Annotated in this window: 15 protein-coding genes; 8 read left to right on the top strand and 7 right to left on the bottom strand. The window is 72.0% G+C overall.

Annotation, left to right across the window (positions count from 1 at the left end; genetic code table 11):
* Nucleotides 1-171 precede the first annotated feature (171 nt).
* Nucleotides 172-1,800, top strand: coding sequence for a hypothetical protein (locus ABD901_RS40840; protein WP_345135915.1), 1,629 nt, complete (start codon nucleotides 172-174; stop codon nucleotides 1,798-1,800).
* A gap of 6 nt (nucleotides 1,801-1,806) precedes the next feature.
* On the opposite strand, the gene alr is transcribed toward ABD901_RS40840, so the two are convergent.
* The gene (gene alr, locus ABD901_RS40835; RefSeq protein WP_345135913.1) at nucleotides 1,807-4,299 is read right to left on the bottom strand and encodes an alanine racemase; all 2,493 of its coding nucleotides are present in this window, start codon (nucleotides 4,297-4,299) and stop codon (nucleotides 1,807-1,809) included.
* Nucleotides 4,300-4,350: 51 nt separating this feature from the next.
* On the opposite strand from alr, the gene ABD901_RS40830 reads away from it, so the two are divergent.
* Together ABD901_RS40830 and ABD901_RS40825 are read left to right on the top strand one after the other, a co-directional pair.
* Nucleotides 4,351-4,842, top strand: a complete 492-nt coding sequence (locus tag ABD901_RS40830) for an Lrp/AsnC family transcriptional regulator (protein WP_345135911.1) — start codon at nucleotides 4,351-4,353, stop codon at nucleotides 4,840-4,842.
* Nucleotides 4,839-5,993, top strand: a complete 1,155-nt coding sequence (locus ABD901_RS40825) for an aminotransferase class I/II-fold pyridoxal phosphate-dependent enzyme (protein ID WP_345135909.1) — start codon at nucleotides 4,839-4,841, stop codon at nucleotides 5,991-5,993. The genes ABD901_RS40830 and ABD901_RS40825 overlap by 4 nt, the downstream gene beginning before the upstream one ends.
* A gap of 25 nt (nucleotides 5,994-6,018) precedes the next feature.
* On the opposite strand, the gene ABD901_RS40820 is transcribed toward ABD901_RS40825, so the two are convergent.
* Both ABD901_RS40820 and ABD901_RS40815 read right to left on the bottom strand, forming a co-directional pair.
* A complete protein-coding gene (locus ABD901_RS40820; protein WP_345135907.1) occupies nucleotides 6,019-6,756 on the bottom strand; it encodes a sulfite exporter TauE/SafE family protein in 738 nt (245 codons plus the stop codon).
* A 69-nt stretch (nucleotides 6,757-6,825) separates the two neighbouring features.
* The gene (locus ABD901_RS40815) at nucleotides 6,826-9,435 is read right to left on the bottom strand and encodes a beta propeller repeat protein (protein ID WP_345135905.1); all 2,610 of its coding nucleotides are present in this window, start codon (nucleotides 9,433-9,435) and stop codon (nucleotides 6,826-6,828) included.
* Nucleotides 9,436-9,776: 341 nt separating this feature from the next.
* On the opposite strand from ABD901_RS40815, the gene ABD901_RS40810 reads away from it, so the two are divergent.
* Complete coding sequence (locus ABD901_RS40810; protein WP_345135903.1) at nucleotides 9,777-11,690, top strand: hypothetical protein; 1,914 nt, start codon at nucleotides 9,777-9,779, stop codon at nucleotides 11,688-11,690.
* A 26-nt stretch (nucleotides 11,691-11,716) separates the two neighbouring features.
* On the opposite strand, the gene ABD901_RS40805 is transcribed toward ABD901_RS40810, so the two are convergent.
* Nucleotides 11,717-12,157, bottom strand: a complete 441-nt coding sequence (locus ABD901_RS40805; RefSeq protein WP_345135901.1) for a hypothetical protein — start codon at nucleotides 12,155-12,157, stop codon at nucleotides 11,717-11,719.
* Between the two features lie 88 nt (nucleotides 12,158-12,245).
* Here ABD901_RS40805 and ABD901_RS40800 point away from each other — a divergent pair, with 88 nt between their 5' ends.
* The 4 genes from ABD901_RS40800 to ABD901_RS40785 all read left to right on the top strand — a co-directional run bounded on the left by ABD901_RS40800 (nucleotide 12,246) and on the right by ABD901_RS40785 (nucleotide 17,452).
* Nucleotides 12,246-13,661 carry an APC family permease gene (locus ABD901_RS40800; RefSeq protein ID WP_345135899.1) on the top strand — a complete coding sequence of 472 codons (1,416 nt, stop codon included), beginning with the start codon at nucleotides 12,246-12,248 and terminating at the stop codon, nucleotides 13,659-13,661.
* Nucleotides 13,654-14,655 (top strand): acetamidase/formamidase family protein, encoded by a 1,002-nt coding sequence (locus ABD901_RS40795; protein ID WP_345135897.1) that lies wholly within the window; start codon nucleotides 13,654-13,656, stop codon nucleotides 14,653-14,655. Before ABD901_RS40800 ends, ABD901_RS40795 begins: the two co-directional genes overlap by 8 nt.
* A 22-nt stretch (nucleotides 14,656-14,677) precedes the next feature.
* Nucleotides 14,678-15,547: an LLM class F420-dependent oxidoreductase gene (locus ABD901_RS40790; protein ID WP_345135895.1), complete on the top strand. Its 870-nt coding sequence runs from the start codon at nucleotides 14,678-14,680 to the stop codon at nucleotides 15,545-15,547.
* Nucleotides 15,548-15,640: 93 nt separating this feature from the next.
* Nucleotides 15,641-17,452, top strand: coding sequence for an ArnT family glycosyltransferase (locus ABD901_RS40785; protein WP_345135892.1), 1,812 nt, complete (start codon nucleotides 15,641-15,643; stop codon nucleotides 17,450-17,452).
* Between the two features lie 63 nt (nucleotides 17,453-17,515).
* On the opposite strand, the gene ABD901_RS40780 is transcribed toward ABD901_RS40785, so the two are convergent.
* The 3 genes from ABD901_RS40780 to ABD901_RS40770 are packed head-to-tail and all read right to left on the bottom strand — an operon-like array spanning nucleotide 17,516 to nucleotide 22,022.
* Nucleotides 17,516-18,988, bottom strand: coding sequence for a hypothetical protein (locus ABD901_RS40780; protein WP_345135890.1), 1,473 nt, complete (start codon nucleotides 18,986-18,988; stop codon nucleotides 17,516-17,518).
* On the bottom strand, nucleotides 18,985-19,935 hold the full coding sequence (locus tag ABD901_RS40775; protein WP_345135888.1) for a glycosyltransferase family 2 protein: 951 nt from the start codon (nucleotides 19,933-19,935) through the stop codon (nucleotides 18,985-18,987). The genes ABD901_RS40780 and ABD901_RS40775 overlap by 4 nt, the downstream gene beginning before the upstream one ends.
* A gap of 47 nt (nucleotides 19,936-19,982) precedes the next feature.
* Nucleotides 19,983-22,022, bottom strand: a complete 2,040-nt coding sequence (locus tag ABD901_RS40770) for a hypothetical protein (protein WP_345135886.1) — start codon at nucleotides 22,020-22,022, stop codon at nucleotides 19,983-19,985.
* Nucleotides 22,023-22,063 lie beyond the last annotated feature (41 nt).

Genomic DNA, 22,063 nt, shown 5'->3' with positions numbered 1-22,063 from the left:
GCTACCGCCGCGGCGAGTCGGCACGGTTGCGTTCAGTATATAGATCGAATTCGCTGCCGAGAATATCTGCCGCCAGCGGCGAAAAGTTGCAAGTTGCGCAGGCCGGTAAGAATCCGCCGCCCGCGCGCACTACCGCATGACGCAACAGTGCCGAGTGGACGGAAATGAATCATGCGACGAATCCTCGCGGGTCTGGCGGTGGCGGCGGCGACCGTGGCCGTGGCTGTGCCGGCCCATGCGGAACAACAGCCCGTGGCGCCCCGCGCGACCATGCTCGCGGACGGCGCACCCGTGGCCGGCGGCGCGCACCGGCCCTTCGAGACCCACCACGTGAGCCGGCGGCCCGCGGCGGCCCGCCTTGCGGCCGGGGAGACCCACACGGTCACCGTGGTGCACGTCGGCTTCGACGGGCAGCCGGCGCCGGTGCACAGCACCTCGCTGCTCGGGGCGGACCTGACCGAGTACGACGCGCTCGAACGGACGGGCACCGCCACCGTCGCCGTGCCGGCCGGGCGGTACGTGCTGTCCAGCGTGATCATGCCGGCCGACCCCGCCGACGCGCGGGCCGCGCTGCTCGTCGACCCGGTGCTCGACGTGGCCGGGGACGTGACCGTCGTGGTCGACGCCCGGGCCGCGCGGACCAGCTCGATCAGCGTGCCGGCGGCCGGGGTCGTGCCGGTGCTCGCGTCCGTCGGGCTCACCTACTCCACGGCGGCGGGCACCGCCGAGATCGGCATCAGCGGCGACTCGCTCGAGCGGATCTACACCGCACAGATCGGCGCCGACACCGGCGTCGACGGGATCGTGTCTTCAGTGAGCGGGGTGTGGTCGTCGGCGGACGCGACGACGACGTTCAACCTGCGGTACAACCGGATCGGCAGCCTGATGTCGGGCTATCGGCACGACGTGCGCCGGGGCGAGCTCACCGCCGTGCCGACGAGCTTCGCCGCCGGGAACGCGCCGGAGCTCACCGGCAACTGGTACGCCGTGAGCCGCCTGCCGGGCCAGGACGAGGTGCACGGCGCGGCCGTCGGGCTGCCGGTGCGGCTGCCCTCCACCGTGATGCGGTACTTCAACAACGACGGCGGCGTGCAGTGGCGCACCCGGATGTACGAGCTCACGCCGGAGTGCTTCGGCTGCAGCGTCACCACCGGCGCCTGGACGAGCTACCGGCCCGGCGCCACGGTGGCCGAGGGGTGGAACCGCGCGGTCTTCTCGCCCTCCGGCGGCGGGGTCACCCGCGACGGCGACACGATCAACGTGGACCTGCCGATGTACAGCGACGGCGCCGGCCGGACCGGCAACAGCGGCGACGCGGGCACGACGGTGCTCCAGCGCGACGGCGTCGAGGTCGGGCGCGAGGAGTGGGGCGGCGCCGGCGCGTTCACCGTGCCGGATGCGCGGCGCGGGCGGTACCGGCTGGCGGTCGAGAGCCGCCGCGGCGCGCCCTATGCACTGTCGACGAGCGTCGCCGCGGCCTGGGAGTGGACCGGCGACCCGGCGCTGATCGACGTCCGGTTCGCGCCGCGGCTCGGCGCGGACAACTCGGCGCCGGCCGGGCGCGACCTCGCCGTGCCCGTGACGGTGCTGACCCCGTCGCCCGGCCCGCGGGCGGTCACCGTCGACGTGTCCTACGACGACGGCGCGACCTGGACCCGGGCGCCCTACGCCGGCGGGCTGGCGCAGCTGCACCACCCGGCCGCCGCGGGCTTCGTCTCGCTGCGAGCGAACGTCCGCGACGTCGGCGGCAACACCGCGGCCGTCACCGTGATCCGCGCCTATCGGATCAGTGCTGCGTAGACCGGATCAGTGCTGGGTGAAGATGCGCTGAACCCGCGGGCCGACCTGGGTGAGCAGCTCGTGCGACACGGTGTCCATGGCCGCGGCGGCCTGCTCGATCGGGGTGGAGAAGCCGGCGTGCTGGCCGAAGATCAGCACGTCGTCGCCGACCTCGGCGTCGGGGTGGCCGGTGATGTCGATGGCCATCGAGTCCATCGAGATCGTGCCGGCGATCTGGCAGCGGTGGCCGTTGATCAGCACGTAGCCGACCTTGCGGAAGGCCCGCGGCACCGCGTCGTAGTAGCCCGCGGCGATGAGGGCGATGCGGGTGTCGGGCGACTGGGCGCGGAAGAGCCCCCCGTAGCCGACCCGCTCGCCCGGCGCCATGTTGTGGATCTCGACGATGCGGCTGACCAGGCCGACGCCGGGGGTGAGGGTGAGCAGGTCGGTGGTCGCGGTCGACACGTGCAGGCCGTAGAGGCCCAGGCCGATGCGGACCATGTCGTAGCGGGCCTCGGGAAAGCGGATGGTGGCGGCCGTGGCGCTGGTGTGGCGTACCACATCCTCGAAGCCCATCTCGGCGGCGGCCGCGCACACCGAGCCGAAGCGCTTGAGCTGCTCCCGCGTCAGGTCGTCCTCGGCCGGGTCGTCGGGGCAGCCCAGGTGGCTCATCAGGCCGGCCAGCCGCAGGTGCTCGTGCCCGCGCAGCTTGGCCAGCAGCTCGATCGCCGCCTCCGGGTACAGCCCGGAGCGGTGCATGCCGGAGTCGACCTCGACGTGCACGTCCAGGCGCCGGCCGCTGACGGCGGCGGCGCGGCAGGCGGCGTCGTACATCTCCACCGAGTACAGCGACGGGGTGAGCCGGTGGCGCACGAGCCGCTCCACGTCGCCGGGCACGGCGAGGAAGACGAGGACCGGCATCTGCACGCCGGCCCGGCGCAGCGCGATGCCCTCATCGGTCGTGGCGACCCCGAGCCAGTCCACGCCGGCCTCGCGCAACGTGTGCGCGACGGTGACCGGGTTGGTGCCGTATGCCTCGGCCTTGACCACGCCCATGAGCTTCGTGTGCGGGCCGACGAGCTTGCGAAACGCCGCGACGTTGCTCTTCACCGCGGCGAGGTCGACGTAGAGGCGGGTCGCGGCCGCGGTCTCCACCAGGTGCATCCAGGCGTCGGTGACCATCGTGTCGCGCGGCACGTGCACCAGGGCCACGTCGTCGGGGCGCAGTTCGGTGGCGACGAACGCGCGCACCCGGTCCTCGTCGGGGAAGCGGTGCATCGGCACGCCGGTGTCGCGCAGCGCCTCCTCGACCAGGTCGTGCGCGTCGGCGGTCAGGCCGCAGACCAGCTGCACGTTCTCGGCGCGCAGGCAGCGCGCCATCGCCGCGGCCGACTCGGCGGTGAGCCCGGCCAGCGGGTCGCCGATGATCATCAGGGTGCGCCCGTGCCCGCCCGTCAGCGAGCGGGCCGTGCGCAGCGCGCTGGACAGGGCCAGCGGGTCGGTGTTCGCGAGCTCGCCGACCACCGTCGCGCCGTCGGGGCGGCGCCACATCTGCATGCGCGTCGACGGCGGCGTGTACTCGGCGGCCGCGGCCAGCAGCTCCTCCGGGCCCAGCCCGAGCAGCGTCGCCGCGCCCATCGCGAGCTCGAGGTCGCGCAGCACCTCCGGCGACGGCGTCGCCACGAGCAGGTCCGCCTCGGCGCCGCCGGGCGCGAAGGCCCGGACCAGCGACGAGCGCTCCACGTGGCGCAGGCGGGTCAGCCGCGGCAGGGCGGTGTCGCCGGCCGGCAGCACGCGGGCCTTCGTGATCGATGCCGCCAGGTGGTGTACCGCGGGATCCGGCTCTCCCATGAGCACCCAGCCGTCGGCCGGGAGGCCCGCCGCCATGCCCAGCAGCTCGCGGGCGTGCTCCTCGCGGCCGTCGAAGTGCTGGGCGCTGCGGGTGCCTAGGTTGGTGAACACGACGGCGTCGGGCGCCACGATGCGGGCCAGCCGCGCCATCTCGCCCGGCTCGGTGGCGGCGGCCTCGATCACCGCGACCGGCACGTCGGCCGGGCACTGCAGCACCGACAGGGCCACGCCGAGCTGGCTGTTGTAGCTGCCCGGGCTGCCGTACGTGGTGCGGTGCCCGGCGAGCAGCCCGACCAGGGCGTCCTTGGTCAGGGTCTTGCCGTTGCTGCCGATGACCGCGACGAACGTCGTCGACGTGAGCTGGCGCCGCCACCACACCGCCATCTCCTGCAGCGCGGCGAGCGGGTCGGCGACGGCGATCAGCGGCCCGGCGTCGCGCGGCAGCTCGGCGAGGCAATCCTCGGCGACGACCGCGGCGATCGCGCCGTTGGCGAGCGCCCGGGCCACGAACTGGTGACCGTCGGTAGCGCCGCGGAGGGCGAAGAAAAGACTGTCGGCCTGCAACCGGTCCGAGTGGATGGCGACGCCGCCGACCTCGCGCTCTTCCCCCGGGAAGTGCACCGTGCCGCCGACGATCGACGCCGCCTCGGCGACCGAGACTGGGTCCATTCGCCGAATAGTAGCTGGAGGCCGCGGTGTCGCGGACAGTAAGATTGCCCGGTGTTGGAGATCATGGAGATCCTGCGCGGCGACGCGCACGCGACGCCGGAGCGTATTTCGACGCTCACCGGGATCCCGGTCGAGGCGGTCCGGGCGCAGGTCGCCGAGTGGGAGCAGCAGGGCGTCATCCGCCGCTACAAGGCCGTCGTCGATGCCGACCGGCTGCGCGAGATCACCGGCCAGCAGCTGATCACCGCCTTCATCGACGTCGCCGTCACGCCGGCCCGCGGCCTCGGCTTCGACGACGTGGCGCTGCGGATCTCCCGCTTTCCCGAGGTGCGCTCGGTGTACCTCGTCTCCGGCGCGCAGGACCTGCGCTGCGTGGTCACCGGCCGCAGCATGCACGACATCGCCGACTTCGTCGCCCAGAAGCTCTCCACGATCGAGCGCGTCACCGCGACCGCGACGCACTTCGTGATGAAGACCTACAAGGACGACGACGAGCTCTACGCGACCGCCGAGGTCGACCGACGCCTCCCGGTCACGCCGTGAAGCCCCTCAACCCGATCGTGGCGGCCTGCCCGCCCTCGGGCATCCGCCGCTTCTTCGACATCGCCGCCACCTTGGACAACGTCATCTCCCTCGGCGTGGGCGAGCCCGACTACGTCACGCCCTGGCACGTGCGCGAGGCCGGCATCTACGCCCTCGAGCAGGGCTACACGACCTACACCTCCAACGCCGGCCTCCTGGAGCTGCGCGAGGCGATCGTCAAGGACCTTTCCCGTCGGTACGCCGTGAGCTTCGACCCCGCCGCCGAGTGCCTGATCACCTCGGGCGTCTCGCAGGGCCTCGACCTGGCCATGCGCACCCTGCTCGCACCGGGCGACGAGGTGATCATCCCCGAGCCGTGCTACGTCGCCTACGGCCCATGTGTCACGTTCGCCGGCGGCACCCCCGTCTACGTCCCTTCGGACGAGCGCTTCCACATCCTGATCGACGAGATCGAGCGCGCGATCACCCCGCGCACGAAGGCCATCCTCGTCTCCTCCCCGTCCAACCCCACCGGCGCCATCCAGCCGCGGGAGGTCCTCGAGGCCCTGGTCGCTCTGGCGGTACGCCACGACCTCTACCTGGTCTCCGACGAGATCTACGAGCGCTTGAGCTACGACGCCCCGCACACCTGCGTGGCTTCTCTGGACGGCGCCCGCGACCGCACGGTCCTGCTGGGCGGCTTCTCGAAGGCCCACGCCATGACGGGCTGGCGGGTCGGCTACATCTGCGCCCCGGCTCCGATCCTGGAGCTGGCGGGCCGCATCCACCAGTACACGATGCTCTGCGCCCCACACGTCTCGCAGGCGGCCGCTCTGGAGGGCCTGCGCGCGGGCGAGCCGAGGGTCGCCGAGATGGTCGCGGGCTACGACCGCCGCCGCCGCCTCTTCGCGAAGGGCCTGAACGACATCGGCCTGACGTGCGACGAGCCGCAGGGCGCCTTCTACGCCTTCCCGTCAATCAGATCGACAGGCCTGAACTCCGAAACCTTCGCCGAGCGCCTTTTGGAGGCCGAGCGGGTGGCGGTAGTCCCCGGCAGCGTCTTCGGCCCATCGGGCGAGGGCCACATCCGCTGCAGCTATGCCACCGCGCTACCACTGCTGGACGAGGCCCTGGAGCGCATGGGCCGTTTCGTAGCTTCCCTACAGCACTGACCGCAACCCCCGCGCGAAACGCCCCTCAGAAGCCGCAGAGGAACAGCGCGCCGGCCGCGACCAGGCCGGCCTCGACCAGCAGGACGAATGCCCGGTCGCTGATCCGTCCGACGATCTTCTTGCCGGCCCAGGCGCCGGCCAGCGTGGCCGGGGTCAGCGCCGCGCCGAAGAGCAGTACCCGGCCGGTGAGCAGGTCGCCGGCGCCGTACGCGGCGATCTTCGACAGGTGCATCGTGACCGCGCCGGCGGCCTCCGTGCCGACGTATGCGCCGCGGGTCAGGCCGTAGGCCAGGAAGAACGGGGCGGTCAGCGGCCCGACCGAGCCGAGCAACGCGGAGCCGAGGCCGGAGGCCGCGCCCACGGCGGCGAAGGACCGGTCGGACGGCTTGCGCGGCCGGCGCTGCCATCGCCGCCACACCACCACTGCGATGAGGAACACGCCCAGCACGCGCTTGAGCGCGCCCAGCGGCACGGTGGCCAGCAGAAGACCGCCGGCCACCGCGAACGGGACCGCGCCGGCGGCGAACCAGCCGATCAGCGGCCAGTGCAGCTCCCTGCGGTTCAGCCACATCCGCGCGACGTTGCTGGACACCTGGGTCAACGTCAGCATGGGCACGGCGACCCGGAACCCGAACAGCGCGGTGAAGACCGGCAGCAGCAGGACCCCGCCGCCGAACCCGGCCACGGCCGAGAGCAGCGCCAGGCCGAAGGCGGCCACCGAAGCGACGGCCAGGGTCGACAGCTGATCGATGCTGATGCTCACTCCGGCCAGCCTGCCATGCCGGCGCCGAGGGGCGGGATGCCGTGCACCCCGCCCCTCGGGCGTTGCCGGTCAGCCGAACAGCAGTAGCTGCCAGAGGTCGAAGGACTGGACGCCGCGGCCGTGTGTGGCGGCGTACAGGCGCAGGCCGTGCAGGCCGGTGCGCAGCTCCATGGTGGTCGTGGTCGGGAGATTGCGGCCGAGGACCTTCCAGCCGGTCTGGCCCGGCGCCCGGTAGAGCACGCCGAGGTCTGTGCCGACGACCAGGCCGCCGCCCCAGATGACCTTGAGGGCGTTCGCCGGGATGTCGGGCAGGTTGGCGGAGATGTCGGTCCAGTGCGCCCCCGCGTCGCGGGATTCGAAGACGTGGCCGACGCCGGCGCCGGGGCCCTCGGTCCACTTGCGGGAGTAGCCGTTCATGGCCACGAACACGTGGTTGGGGTTGGCCGGGTCGACGTCGAAGCCGGAGACGTACCGGTTGGGGATGACCCCGTCGACCGGCAGGTCTAGCTGGTGCCAGCCGGTGCCGTCGGCCTTGCCCACCGCGATGCCGCGGGTGAAGCCCTGGTTGTTGCAGGGGCCGCACCAGCCGACGTAGACCATGCCGCCGGAGATCGACACGCCGGTGGCGACGTGGCCCGCGCCCAGGTCGAAGGCGTTGACCCAGTCGGCGCCGGACTGGATGGCGAAGCCCTTGTGCTGGATCCACACGTGCGTGCCGCCGGCGACCCAGGTGTTGCCGTCCTTCGGGTCGGCGGCGATCGGCGCGATGAACCGGGCGCCGGCCGAGCCGAGGGCGTTGTCGGGCGGTGCGATGTTGCGGCTGGAGGCCTTGCTCGGGTCGGTGATCCAGGAGCCGTCGTTGACCGCGCAGTTGTTGGTCACCGACAGGGCCAGGTAGACGTACTCGGCGGCTACGTTGCAGCCGTTGTCCGGGTCGACGATGGTGTCGCCGCCGTCGCCGCCGAAGTTGGAGCCCATCACGCGGTCGCCGGGGCGCAGGATCGACTCGCCGTTGTCCTGCAGGCCGCCGCTGATGGCGAGGCCCGCGTTGCGGCCCTGCTTGTCGGCGCCGACGCCGACCGAGTAGTACTGCAGCACGTCCATGCTGCCGTCGTTGAGCGACACCCAGTCGGTGGCGTGGCCGGACGCGTCGGCCTTGCCGTTGACCGGCCGGCGGTACACGCCGCCGTCGTCGCCGACGACCAGGTACGGCTTGCCGCCGTTGCTGCCGATCGCGGCCGCGTGCTGGTCGGGGTGTGTGGTCTGGTTGCAGTCGCCGGTCTGCTTGGACGGGTCGATGCTCCAGCAGGGGAAGTAGAAGTTCCAGTAGGGGCCGGGGGTGGTCCAGGTGGCGCCGGCGTCCTTGGTCTCGAAGACCTCCTCGAGCCCGATGTAGAGGTGCCTCGGGTCCTTCGGGTCGACCTGGAGGAACTGGTTGTACCAGGCCTGGATGCCGGGCATGTAGCCGGGCGAGGTGTTCGCCGAGCCGGACGCGGCCAGCTTGTGGTAGTCGGCGGCCAGCCGCCACGGGCCGAAGGGCGAACCGCTGTCGGAGACGAAGACGCCGTAGAGGTTGCTGTCGCCGTTGGTGGCCAGCATCTCCGGCGACTGCTCGATCGCGTAGTACTTCGACCCGTCGGCGGAGCGGGCGAAGGTGACCGCGCCGACGTTGTCGGGGTCGCTGGCGATGTCGCCGGTCAGCGTGATCTTCTGCCAGGCGCCGCCGACCTTGGTGTAGAAGCCGTTGTAGTCGTCGCCGCTGCGCCAGCCGATGGCCAGGATGACCTTTGACGGGTCGCGGGGGTCGATCGCGATGTCGTTGGCGATGTTCTTGTACGCCGCGTCGGCGTCATCGGCGTCCGCACCGCCCGGCAGGAACGTCGGGTTTGGCGCGAACTCGAGCGTCCACTTGCCGGACAGGTTCCGGGTCGAGTGCGACCACACGCCGCGGCTCGTCGCCGCCCACACCTTGTCGCCGCCGAAGCGCAGCGCCCGGATCGTGGTGTTCTCCAGTTCCGTGCCGCCGACCCGGTCCGACGTGCGGAACTCGCCGTGCCGCGGGTCTGCGAGCACGTACACGCCGGTGCCGACGAAGCTCGTCGCGCTGGTGTTCGCCTCGCCGGTGGCGAACCACAGCCGGCCGCGGTCGTCGAGGCGCAGGTCGCCGGTCGCCGGAGCGGGCAGCTTGTCGGAGATCGGCTGCCAGTGCCCGCCGCCGGTCGCCGACCGCCACACGCCGCCGTTGGCCGAGCCTGCGTACACGTAGCCGTGGTCGTCGGCGGCCATGCCGACCACCCGTCCCGTGACGTTGCCGGCCCCGCCGGACGAGTTGGAGTTGACGTCGCGGTACCGCGGATCGTCCGAGTTGTACGGCAGGCCGGTCTCGTCGACCCAGCGCCCGCCGGTATGCGGCAGCCCTTGCAGCTGCGCCCACGCGGCCGAGTAGGCGCCCGGCGCGACGATGCCGGGCGCGCTGCGGGCCTCGTTCCACTGGTCCGCCTGCTCCATGATATCGCTGGAGCCCTCTTCGTCGTCCTCGCCCGGCGCGGCGAGGCTGTGCACAGTGCCCGCGCCGGTGCGGTGCGCGGTGGCGGCGCGGTCGCCGGCGTGCGCGGGCCGGGGCGCCGGCGGCGCGGCGCCGGCGGGCAGCCCGCCGAGGATCAGAACCGTCGCCGACAAACCGGCGACGGTGAGCACACGTCGGTGTGTTCGGGGCCTCAATGCCCGCTCCCTCCGTGACGAGCGCCGGCCGGACAGACCGGCGCGTTCACGCCTGATCGTTCATGCACTCGCGGGCTGATCAAAGCAAGCTGATCAATATGGAAACGAGCAAGGGTGCAGGATAGGGTGCTCGTTGCTCGAAATACGGACACCATTACGTGTCACTGACGAGTTGTAGGAGCTGGATTAATACGCATTTGTGATGATCAAAGCCACTGGTTTGTTCGGCACGCTTTTCAAGCGCTCGGATTCGGGTCGAGACTGTCGGCGTCCTCCATTCCGCTGACGAAGGGAGACCCATGTCCAGAAGACGCGGCGTGGTCGCGGCGGCGGCGCTGGCCACCGTCCTCGGCTCGCTCACCGTGCCGGGCGGTGCATCGGCCGCACCGGCGGCCGCCACCAGGCACGTGCAGAAGGTCGGCACCGGCTCCTACAAGGTGACCGGCACCGGCACCGGCGAGCCCGCCTCGATCTCCACCGAGATTCCCCGCGACGCCGGCCCCGAGGCCAACGAGCTCACCAGATCCGCGTCGCGGCCGGCCGGCGGCGCGCACCGCAGCCTGGCGCCCGCCCGCGGCGCCGCACCCGCCGGGCCGTCTGTGGCCGGCGGCGTGATCCGCAACGGGCCGCAGCTGCTGCGCAGCTTCGACGGGATCAACCACCGCGACCAGCGCATCGCCAACAACGGCAACCAGTTCAGCCTCGAGCCGCCGGACCAGGGGCTCTGCGTGGGCAACGGCCACGTGGTGGAGGCCGTCAACGACGCGTTCCGCGTGTTCAACGCCGACGGCACCGGCCAGACCGGCGTGGTCGACCTCAACACCTTCTTCGGCTACCCGCCGGTGATCGACCGCACGGCCGGCGTGTTCGGGCCGAACATCACCGACCCGTCCTGCCTGTTCGACCCGACCACCCGCCAGTTCTTCCTCGTCGTGCTCACCCTCGAGCAGACCGAGGACGGCGAGCTGACCGGCGCCAACCACCTCGACATCGCGGTGGCCGCCGACCCGACCGGCAGCTGGAACATCTACCGCCTCGACGTCACCGACGACGGCAGCAACGGCACGCCCGTGCACCCGCACTGCCCGTGCATCGGCGACTACCCGCACATCGGCGTCGACGCCAACGGCTTCTACGTCACCACGAACGAGTACTCGTTCTTCGGCACGGAGTACAACAGCGCGCAGGTCTACGCGTTCTCCAAGCGCGCCCTCGCGCGCGGCGACGCCGACGTCCTCGTCACGCAGCTGGACACGACCGCCGCCGACCGCGGGCTCAACGGCTTCACCATCTGGCCGGCGCAGTCCCCGGCGACGTCGGACTACGAGCGCGGCGCGGGCGGCACGGAGTACTTCCTGTCCTCCAACGCCGCCGAGGAGGCCACGGGCAACGACGCCTACGTCTCCGACAGCATCGTCGCCTGGGCGCTGACCAACACCAGGTCCCTCGACAGCGCCTCGCCCCGCCTCGGCCTGAGCAACGACAGGGTCGGTGTCCGGCGGTACTCCCTGCCGCCCGCGGCGAACCAGAAGCCCGGCCCCGCGCCGCTGCTCGAGTGCGTCAACGACGACCCGTGCTCCACGTTCCTGCTCGGCGCGCCCGACCCGTTCAAGCCGGAGGCGCTCGCGGCGCTGGACAGCAACGACACCCGCATGCAGCAGGTGACCTACACCGGCGGCCGGCTGTACGGGGCCCTCGACACGGCGGTGACCGTCGGCGGCGCGGCGAAGGCCGGCATCGGCTGGTACATCGTGCGCCCCTCGCTGCACGGCAGCTCCGTGCGGGCCGACCTGGCCGCGCAGGGGCAGCTCGGGCTGGCCGGGAACAACCTGACCTACCCGGCCATCGGCGTCAACGCGGACGGCAAGGGCGTCATGGCGTTCACGCTGGTCGGCGACGGCTACTTCCCGTCGGCGGCCTACGCCGCCTTCGACGGGCGCAGCGGCGCCGGCTCGATCTTCCTGGCCAAGGCCGGCCTCGGACCGCAGGACGGCTTCACCGGCTACAAGGCCCTGGTCGGCGACCCGCCGCGGCCGCGCTGGGGCGACTACGGCGCCGCCGCGGTCGACGGCGCCAACATCTGGATCGCCAGCGAGTACATCGGCCAGACCTGCACCCTGGCCCAGTACGAGGCGACCCCGTTCGGCAGTTGCGGCGGCACCCGCACCGCACTGGCCAACTGGGGCACCCGGATCAGCCAGGTCAAGCCGTAAGGGGGCTCAGCGGAGCCAAAGGGGGTTCAGCGGAGACCGGTGTCCAGCCGCATCGTGACCGTCGCGTACTGCCCGGCGGTCACGGTCACCGCCAGGCTGCTCGGCCGCCGGGCCGGTCCGCCGGCGACGAGCACCGGGCGCAGCACGTAGGACCCGGCGGGCACGGCCACCCTGAAGTGGCCCTGCCCGTCGGTGTCGACCGTAGCGACGGTCCGTTCCGAGCTCAGCACGGAGAGCCGGGCCTGGACCGGCGTGACCGGGCAGGGCGGGTCGCCCCGATCCACCGGGCAGTTGACCATGACCGTCTGTCCGGCGATGCCAGTGTCGGCAACAGATGGCGAGGGGGAGGTCGAGGCGGTCGTTGACGTCGCCGCCGGTTGGCTCGCCTGGGGCTGGTTTGAGGCGCATGCGCTCGACGCGGCGGCGAGCAGGGCCGCGGTGAGCAGGACGCGAAGTCCGCGACGCATGACAGTTGGATGCTACCGCCGGGCCGGAGGTTCCATCGACGGGTCGCGGAATCTTTTCATTTTCAAGTAATGGGTCTACCGTGCTGCCATGGCGGGGACCGAGCAGATCGAAAGATTCGGATACACGCAGGAGCTGCGGCGCTCCCTCACGTTCACCGACCTGTTGGTGTACGGGCTGATCTTCATGGTGCCGATCGCGCCCTTCGGGATCTTCGGGGGCGTGTTTCAGGGCTCCGGCGGCATGGTGGCGCTGGCCTACGCCATCGGCATGGTGGCCATGGTGTTCACGGCGCTGTCCTACGCGCAGATGGTCAAGGCGTTCCCGATGGCCGGGTCCGTGTACAGCTACGCGGGCCGGGGCATCGCGGCGCCGGTCGGCTTCCTGGCCGGCTGGGTCATCCTGCTCGACTACGTCCTGGTGCCGGGGCTGCTGTACCTCATCGCCAGCGTCGCCATGAACTCCGTGGTCACGCAGATCCCGGTCTGGGCGTGGCTGGTCGCGTTCGTGGTGCTCAACACCGTCGTGAACCTGCTCGGCATCGAGCTCACGGCGCTGGTCAACAAGTTCATGCTGCTCGGCGAGCTGGTCGTGCTCGCGATCTTCCTCGTCATCGGGGTGGTCGCGCTCGCGCAGGGCAAGGGCCGCGGGTTCAGCTGGGAGCCGGTGTACAACTCCGGCACCTTCTCCTGGTCGCTGATCTTCGGGGCGGTGTCGATCGCCGTGCTGTCGTTCCTCGGCTTCGACGGGATCTCGATGCTCGCCGAGGAGCACAAGGGCGAGGCGCGCCAGATCGGGCGGTCCATGGTGGCGGCGCTGCTGCTGGCCGGCGTGCTGTTCATCGTGCAGACCTGGATCGCGGCGCTGCTCGTGCCCGACCCGGACAAGCTCATCGCGGACGGGGACCCCGGCGGCACCGCGTTCTACGACGCCTCGCGCGTCGGGGGCGGGGCCTGGCTCGCCACCCTGACCGCGGTCGCCACCGCCGTCGCGTGGGGGTTCGCCAACTCGCTCGTCGCGCAGGTGGCCACCTCGCGGCTGCTCTACGCGATGGCCCGCGACCGGCAGCTGCCGAAGTTCCTGGCGCGGATCTCGCCGCGGCACAAGGTGCCCACGAACGCGACGTTCGTGGTGGCGGCCGTGTCGCTCGGGCTCGGGCTGTACATGTGGTCGCGCGACGACGGCATCACCCTGCTGTCGACGCTGGTCAACTTCGGCGCGATGACCGCCTTCCTGGCGCTGCACGTCTCGGTGTTCTGGCACTATGTGGTGCGCGGGGGCAGCCGCGACTGGCTGCGCCACCTGATCTTCCCGCTGGCCGGGTTCCTCATCCTGTTGTACGTCGTGATCAATGCCAAGGTCGCCGCACAGATGCTCGGCTTCACGTGGCTCGGCATCGGCGTCGTGATCCTCGTGATCCTCTACGCCACGGGGCGCCGGCCCCAACTCTCGGGACAGACGGCCACGGCGGAGACGCCGACGGAGAAGGCGCAGGCGAATGACTGAGCTGCACGTGTACGAACCGAACGCGGACGACCTGGCGTACACCTTCGGCGGAAGACCGGCCGTGCGCACCGTGCGGCCGGGTGACGCGCTGCGCGTCTACACCGAGGACTGCTTCGGCGGCAAGGTCACCGGCTTCGGGACGCTGCCGACGCAGGTCTGCCAGTTCCCGTTCCTCAACCCGGTCACCGGGCCGTTCCACGTCGAGGGCGCCGAGCCCGGCGACACGCTCGCGCTGCACTTCGCGCGCATCGAGCCGGCCCGCGACTGGGCGGTGTCCAGCACCTTCCCGCACTTCGGCGCGCTCACCTCGACCTCGCACACGGCGACGCTGCAGCCGCCGCTGGAGGAGCGGGTGTGGGTGTACGAGCTGTCGCGCGAGAACGGGACGGTGCGCTACCGGGCGCGCAACAGCGACTTCGTCGTCGACCTGCCGATGGAGCCGATGCACGGCACGGTGGGCGTGGCGCCCGGCGCGTTCGAGGCGCGCATGACGATCACGCCCGACGCGCACGGCGGCAACATGGACACCCCCGAGCTGCGGGCCGGCGTGACCGTGTACTTCGGGGTCAACGTCGCCGGCGCGCTCTTCGCGCTCGGCGACGGCCACGCCCGGCAGGGCCACGGCGAGGTCAGCGGCGTCGCGGTCGAGGCGGCGATGCACACGACGCTCGTCGTCGAGCTGCTCAAGGGGGTACCGACGCCGTGGCCCCGGCTGGAGTCCGACGAGTTCCTCATGAGCACCGGCTCGGCGCGCCCGCTCGAGGACGCCTACCGCATCAGCCAGCACGACCTCGTCACGTGGGTCGCCGGGCTGACCGGGCTGGACGAGCTCGACGCGTACCAACTCGTGAGCCAGGCCGGCGAGGCGCCCGTGGGCAACGTCTGCGACACCAACTACACGATGGTCGCCAAGGTCGCCAAGCGTTACCTGCGCGGCGCCGAGGCGTACGAAGGCGTTCACCGCCGATTGCGCGAGATGGCGGCGGCGCTGTGAAGCAGCGCGTAAGAATGGGCGAATGAAGCTGGGTCTGCACTACTGGAACTTCGCCAAGCCCACCGCCGAGCCGACCGCGATCGCGCCGACCCTGCGCGAGACGGCCCTCATCGCCGAGCAGTCGGGGGTCGCCGCGTTCACGGTCATGGACCACTACTTCCAGATGGACGCGCAGGCGCCGGCCGACGAGCCGATGCTGGAGGGGTACACCGCACTCGGCTACGTCGCCGCGCTGACCGATCGGATGACGCTCGGGCTGCTGGTCACCGGCGTGATGTACCGCCACCCGGGCCTGCTCGCCAAGATCGTCACCACGCTGGACGTGCTCTCCGGCGGGCGGGCGCGGCTGGGCATCGGCGCGTCGTGGTACGAGCGCGAGCAGCGCGGCCTCGGCGTGCCGGTCGTGCCGGTCGCGGAGCGGTTCGAGCGGCTCGAGGAGACGCTGCAGATCTGCCTGCAGATGTGGAGCGGCACGGTCGGGGAGTACAACGGCACGCACTACCAACTGGCCGAGACGCTCAACTCGCCGGCGTCGATCAGCCGCCCGCACCCGATGATCATGGTCGGCGGCGGCGGGGAGAAGAAGACGCTGCGCCTGGTGGCCAAGTACGGCGACGCGTGCAACATCTTCGCCACCTCGCTCGAGGACGTGGCCAACAAGCTCAACGTGCTGCGCGAGCACTGCAAGACCGAGGGGCGCGACTACGACACGATCGTCAAGACTGCGGTCGTTGCGCGCCCGGTGCTGGCCGACGTCGACGGCTGGCTCGCCTACGTGGAGGCCCTCGCCGGGCTGGGCATCACCGAGGTGCAGACCATGCCCGACCGCAACCCCGTCGAGTACGCCACGGAGCTGGCCGAGAAGGTCCTGCCCCGCCTCGGCGCCATCTGACGGGCCGAGCACCTGTCTACGTCTCAGGGCCGGGTCGTCGAACGCCTTCAGGCGCTCGGCGGACATTCAGCGACGTCCGGTACCGTTCCCGCGGTGATCGTCGCGCCGGGTCGCCTGCTGCTGATCCGGGCCGGACTCATTGTCGGAGGCGCGGCCGTCCTCCTCGTGGAGCTGCTCTCGGCCGTCCACCTGCTGCACCGGCCGGTGATCATCGCCGTGTGGGTGCTGGGCATCGGCGCGACCGGCTACCTCGCCCGCCACCGCCTGCGCGCGATGGCGGGCCGGGTGCCCGAGTTCTGGCGCGACGCCGGGCGCGGCGAGCGGGTGATGGCCGTGGCCCTCGGCGCGCTGTTCCTCGTCGACCTCGTCGTCGCCCTGGTCGCGCCGCCGAACAACTTCGACTCGCAGACCTACCACCTGCCCAAGATCGAGCACTGGGTGGCGCAGGGCGACGTCGGCTTCTACCCGACGATCATCGACCGTCAGCTGGCCATGGCGCCGGGCGCGGAGTACATCCTGCTGCACCTGCGCCTGCTCACCGGCGGCGACGCCCTCTACAACCTCGTCCAGCTCGCCGCCGGCGTCGGCGGCGCGCTCATCGCCTCGCGGATCGCCGCCCAGCTCGGCGGCGCCCGTCGCGCCCAGCTGATCGCGGCGCTGATCTTCGCTACCACACCCATCGTCGTTCTGGAGGCCACGAGCACCCAGACCGACCTCGTGGTCGCGCTGTGGGTCGGCAGCGTCGCCACCCTCGTCCTCGACGAGCTGCGCCGGCGCACACCCTGGCACGCCGTCGTGCTGCTGGGCGTGGCGGCCGGACTGGTACTGCTGACAAAGGCCACCGGCCTGCTCGCCGCCGGCCCGCTGCTGGTGCTGTGGTTCGCGTCCCAGCTGCGCCAGCGCCCGACCGCGGTGCGCGCCCTGGCCGGTGCCGCCCTGATCGTCGGCCTGATGGCCCTGATCTCCGGCCCGTACCTCTGGCGCGTCGAGACCACCTACGACAACCCGCTCGGCCCCGGCCACCTGCGCGATTCGATCTCGATGCAGCGCCACGACCCGGGCTCGGTCCTCATCAACACGCTGCGCATCGCCGAGACCGCCCTGCAGACCCCGGCCGGCCCCGTCGGCTCCGGCGCGATCATCGGCCTGGCACACGCGATCGGCGTCGACCCGGACGCACGCGACATCACGTACTGGGGCGAGACCTACCCGTACGAGTCCTGGCCCCCCGACGAGGACCGCGTCTCGCTGCCGGTGCAGGGCGCCCTGATCCTCATCGGCGCCGCGGTCCTGCTGTGGCGCCGCTCGCCGGCGCGCCTCTACGCCGCGGTGTTCTGGATCGCCGTCCTCGCGTACGTCATCACGGTCAAGTGGCAGCCGTGGGGCAACCGCCTCGTCGTGTTCCTCATCCTGCTGGGCACGCCCCTCGCCGCCCTCTGGGCCGACTCGCTGCTCGCCGCCCGCCGCCGCGTCGTCCCCTGGCTGGCGATCGGCGCGTTGGCCGCCGGCACGGCCGCGGGCGGCGCCGCGGTGGCGGTCGGCTGGCCGCGCCGCCTGGTCGGCTCCGGCTCGGTGTTCACCACGTCGACGATGGACGAGCGCTTCATCCGCCGCCCGGAGTGGGGCGAGGACTACACGTGGGCTGCTTCGCGCGTGCGCGCCTCGGGCGCGCAGCGGGTCGGCCTGCTGCAGGGCTACAACACCTGGGAGTACCCGTGGTGGGTCCTGCTGAAGGGCGACGACCTGGTGTCGCTGCAGTCGCTCCAGCCCGACCTGCCGGCGCCCGGCATCGACACGGTCGACGCGGTGGTCTGCGTGGACCCGCCGAAGGGCTGCGCCTTCTACATCCCGCCGTCCTGGAACCCCGAGACCCACGGCACGGTCACGGTCGCCATCCGCCCCTGACCGGCCGGCTTTTCCGACAAGTCGTGGCGCGCCAGCGCCCGACTTGTCGGACTCCGGGCCGGGTCAGCTCACTGCGGGCGCGGGAGCTGGGGTCGCCTCGTCGGCGGGGGAGTCGCTGCGGCGCTGGAGCAGGGTCCAGGCCTCGCCGGCCGCCAGCAGGAGCCAGATCGCCCCGTTCGTGCCGCCGATCACCCAGTCCTCCGTCGCGATGGTCGGTACGACGGCGAGGGCGCCGATCGTGTACCACGCGGGAGGCAGCGAACCGTCCGGCCGGCGCCGGACCGCGTGCCACAGCAGCAGGGCGAGGCCGAGGATGAAGGATGCGGCGCCGAAGACGCCGCCGCGGCGGAAGGCGCCGACCGCGGCATTGTCGGTGTTGAGCTGGCGGCGCGGGCCCTCGACCGGGTTGCCGTCGTTGATGCGGGTGACCACGGCGCGCGAGGTGCGAGCGTCGCCGAAGGCCTTCTCGGCCCATCCCGCGTGCTTCCAGTCCACCCAGACCTGGCGCCACGTGTCGGTACGCCCACTCGTCACGTCGCCGCCCTGGTTGTCGAACCGGTCGCGCAGCAGGAACTTGTACCCGCCGCCGAGCGTGACCACGATCGCGAGCACGACGAACGGGGTCGCGACCGCCAGCCAGCCGTTGCGGGACGGGAGGCGCTCGATGTCGTCGTTGCGGCGAAGGAGAGCTAGCCCGAGGTGCACGACGGCGGCCGCGGCGGCGAAGACGAAGCCGGTGCGCGAGTCGCTGATCGAGAGCACGAGCGCGGCGAGCGCGCCGACGCCGAGGCGTTGCCAGACGGCGATCGTGCGGTCGAAGCCGATCCGGATGCCCGCCACGGCCATGAGGCCGGCGAGCGAGTTCGGGTGGTAGTACAGGCCGGGGCCGCCCCAGAAGCGGTTCACCATCAGCCGGGCGGAGGCGTTGTCCGGGATGGCGTGGACGTTGTCGAACAGGCTGCCGGAGCCGACGAGCAGCAGCGCGGCGATGCCGAGCAGGATCGCCGCCGCGATGCCGACGGACAGGTCGCGGCCCCGGCGCTTCGCGGTCGTGTTGAGCGCGATGAGGGCGAGGACGGCGAGCGTGAACACGCCGGCGTAGGCGACGCGCTGGCCGGCGACCTTCCAGTGCGCGACGAAGACCGCGCCGAGGATGCCGAAGAACCAGTACGCGAGGCCGAGCCACGCCGAGCCCAGGCGGGGCAGCGATCGCAGCGAGCGCATCCAGGGCCAGGCCCACACCGCGAAGACGACCACCTCGACGGCGAGTACCGCCCAGATGATCCCGGGTTTCTGGGTCGCGGTCCAGGTCAGGATGCCCGCGAGCACGAAGAGCCCGCCGAGGACGAGGCCCTGCAGCGTGATGCCCGGCAGGCTCAGCGCCAGCCCGACCACGGCCATGGCGATCAGTCCGGCCGCGAACGCCTCCGCCGATTCTCCGATCGAGTCCGTCCGGGTGTACTCCAGGACGCCCGCCAGCAGCGCGACCACGATCGCCGCGACGGCACCCGCCACGCGGGCCTTCGACCCGGTCATCCTTCGTTCGCCCGGGTGCGCCGCCGGCTCAGGAAAAAGTCGCGCACGACGCGCCGCGGTCCGGCCGGCACCAGCCAGACCTGCAGGAACGTCACGTAGTCGGTCACGCTCGGCTTGCCGTAGCGGCGCGCCTCGCGCAGTAGGTCGAAGAAGACCCGCGGGCTGCGGCTGGCGGCGGCCATCGAGCCGACGACGCTCATGGCCAGGGCCGCGTAAGCGCGCGGGGTGACCCGCGGGCGGGTCTCCTGCAGCCACTGCAGCGACTGCTTCCAAGGTGCGTCGAAGCTGATGCGGGGGCGGTTCTCGTCGGCGTACCAGATGACGAGCGGCTCCTCGGCGTAGATCAGGTCGACGCCGTTCTCCTGGAGGCTGCGCAGCGTCCAGTCCAGCTCCTGCAGCCGGCGCAGGCCGTCGGCGAACGGCACCTTCCGCAGCAGCGCGGTCGGCGCCATGATCGTCGAGGTCTGGATGAAGCCGTCGCCGTGGAACAGGCCGTGCCGCACGGCGAGGTACTCGCTGATCGGCTCGCCGGGTGCCGGCACGCGCCGCGGCATGACGAGCTCGGCGCGCGGCGTGCGCATGTAGAGCCGGCTGCCCACGATCGGCAGCGCCACGCCGGACTCCCGCGCCCGGGTGAGCTGGGTGGAGAGCTTCTCCGGCAGCCACTCGTCGTCGTCGTCGAGGAACGCGACCCAGTCGGCGCGCGCGTTGTCCACGCCGCGGTTGCGGGCGTTGGGCGCGCCGCCGGAGGCCGGCAGCTCGACGGGGCGGATGCGCTCGTCGCCCATCGCCGCGAGCGCCTCGATGGTCGCCGGGTCAGGGCCGTCGATGACGACCACGACCTCTATGTCCTGCAGGGTCTGCGCCAGAGCGCTCCTGACGGCGCGCACCACCAGCTCGGGTCGGTTGCGGGTGGGAATGACGACGCTGACCTGGGGTCTTTGCACGATGACCAATCCGTCTCGGTTGCGGTGCTGCGCCACCACACGGAGTCCTATGGGTTCGCTGGCGTAGCGTACACGACCTGCACTTTCGTCGGATATTTCGCAGCTAGTGCGCGGGCGGCCGCGATGTTCGTCGGCGCCGCCGGGTCGCCGAACGCCACGGGGAGCGGCTGACCGGGCCGGACGTTCGGCCGGTGCGGCTTGTCTCCATCGACGACGAGCAGGCTCGCCTCGGGGTCGTGCACGAAGAACCGGACCGGCACCGGGCTCTCGCGCACCAGGCGGTCCAGGTCGTCCATGGTGCTGGCCTTGCCCGCGGATCCGGGGTACAGCAGGCCGGACCACGCCGGGAAGTACCGGTAGTTGTGCTGGAGCGCCGCGGCGCCGAGCGTGGCCGACCAGTTGCGCCATGGGCTGCCCATCAGGTCGACGTTCACCGCTCCGCCGCCGTCGGGGAACATCCGCGACATCAGCAGTGCGTCGCGGGCCGCCTCCGGAGAGCCACGATCCTTGCCCAGTGCCAGCTTGACGCCCGGCGCGACCGGGGTGGTGTGCCACTCGCCACCCGCGACGGCCAGACCCGCCACGATCGGCAGCGCGATGGCGACCCGCAGGGCCACGCCGACGCCCGGCAGGAAGCGGACGAGCCCGCCCAGCGCGCACAGGCAGACCACGATCAGCAGGTGCAGGAGCTTGTCGAAGTAGTACACCGGGTGACCGATCGTCGCCGTCTGGTACAGCCCGAGGCCGGCGGCGAGCGTGAACGCGACGGCGAGGGCGAACAGCGCGGCTCGGTGGCTCGGCGCGCGCATGCCCCGGCGCAGGAGCACCGCGAACACCGCGAGCCCCAGCAGGACCAGGGTGGCGGGCCGGTCCACGACGCGGGCCGTGCCGTTGAGCAGCAGCTGCGAGCCGCCGGAGGCCGACGCCGCCGTGAGCGGGCCGATCGCCGCGATGAGGGTGACGACGGCCGCGGCCAGCCAGCCCCACCAGAAGCGCCACAGCCGGGCGTGGCGAATCCACCACAGGGCGGCCACCCCGCCGTACACCAGGAACAGCGGGTAACTGAACGACAGCCCCACGAGCAGCAGCGCGACCGTCACGGTCTGTTCGCCGAGCCGCGGCAGCGGGCGCACGACGAGCGCGGTGAGCACGGCCGCGCAGGCGAGGCCCGCGAGCTCGTTCGGGTAGCCGCGGGACAGGATGGTCACGGGGTCGCCGAGCACCAGCCAGGCGCCGGCGACCAGCAGGACGGGCAGCAGCCGGGCGGCCGACGTGCCGGGCCCGGCGATGCGCCGCACGGCCCACAGGATCGCGAGCGCGAGCAGCAGGAACGTGCCCACCAGCAGCCACACCATGACGTCCACGGCGGCGGACGCCGACGTCTGCCCGGTCGTGGAGGCGACGAACCGGCCCAGCACCGCGTAGGCGAAGTGCAGCCCCTGCGGGTAGTTCGCGATGCCGTTGAGCTCCTCGTCCGGCACGAACGGGCGCAGCGCCTCGGGGCGCATGAAGAGGTATCCGCCGGTCCGGCCGATGACGTCGTACAGCAGGTAGTGCCGAGCGATGTCCTCGCCCGCGAGCGGCAGGCCGAGCCGGCCGCCGAGGTCGCGGGCGACGTAGGGCACCAGCGTGATCGCGGCGACGGCGGCCGTGGCGAGCGCCGTCAGCGCGTCGGCCGGGCGCCGGGTGCGCCGCGCCGGTGTCGCCGGGCGCGGGGCGAGCTCGAGCCGGCCGGTGGCCGCGGCGATCAGGGCCAGTGCGCTCAGGGCGAATCCGGCGACGAGCGTGGGCTTGAGGTGCCCGGGCCACATCGTCATGGCCAGGCCGAACACGCACGCGGCGCCGAAGAGCTGTGCGCAGGCGAGCACGAAGCGGTCGACGAGCCCGGTGGCGCCGCGCTGGATCGCCATCGTGCCGGCGAGGACGAGGAACGGCAGCAGGACGTCCAGGCGCAGCGGGTGCGTGATCAGCGGTACCACCCAGGCCAGCCCGAGCGCGATGACGGCGCGCACGGCGCGGGGCCCCAGCCCGGCGCGCCCGTTCGTCGCGCCCCCGTCCGACACGCCGTCGTCGGTCCCGGGACGCATCACCGTCACCACAAGCACGCTCCGTATCGGTCGGCGCATCG

This window comes from Dactylosporangium darangshiense (assembly GCF_039537565.1).
Taxonomy (GTDB): domain Bacteria; phylum Actinomycetota; class Actinomycetes; order Mycobacteriales; family Micromonosporaceae; genus Dactylosporangium; species Dactylosporangium darangshiense.
This window is presented reverse-complemented; position numbering and strand designations above follow the sequence as displayed.

Coding starts and splice junctions, on each gene's coding strand:
- ABD901_RS40840 (WP_345135915.1), top strand. CDS start 172: ATGCGACGAATCCTCGCGGGTCTGGCGGTGGCGGCGGCGACCGTGGCC.
- alr (WP_345135913.1), bottom strand. CDS start 4,299: ATGGACCCAGTCTCGGTCGCCGAGGCGGCGTCGATCGTCGGCGGCACG.
- ABD901_RS40810 (WP_345135903.1), top strand. CDS start 9,777: ATGTCCAGAAGACGCGGCGTGGTCGCGGCGGCGGCGCTGGCCACCGTC.
- ABD901_RS40805 (WP_345135901.1), bottom strand. CDS start 12,157: ATGCGTCGCGGACTTCGCGTCCTGCTCACCGCGGCCCTGCTCGCCGCC.
- ABD901_RS40800 (WP_345135899.1), top strand. CDS start 12,246: ATGGCGGGGACCGAGCAGATCGAAAGATTCGGATACACGCAGGAGCTG.
- ABD901_RS40795 (WP_345135897.1), top strand. CDS start 13,654: ATGACTGAGCTGCACGTGTACGAACCGAACGCGGACGACCTGGCGTAC.
- ABD901_RS40790 (WP_345135895.1), top strand. CDS start 14,678: ATGAAGCTGGGTCTGCACTACTGGAACTTCGCCAAGCCCACCGCCGAG.
- ABD901_RS40780 (WP_345135890.1), bottom strand. CDS start 18,988: ATGACCGGGTCGAAGGCCCGCGTGGCGGGTGCCGTCGCGGCGATCGTG.
- ABD901_RS40770 (WP_345135886.1), bottom strand. CDS start 22,022: ATGCGTCCCGGGACCGACGACGGCGTGTCGGACGGGGGCGCGACGAAC.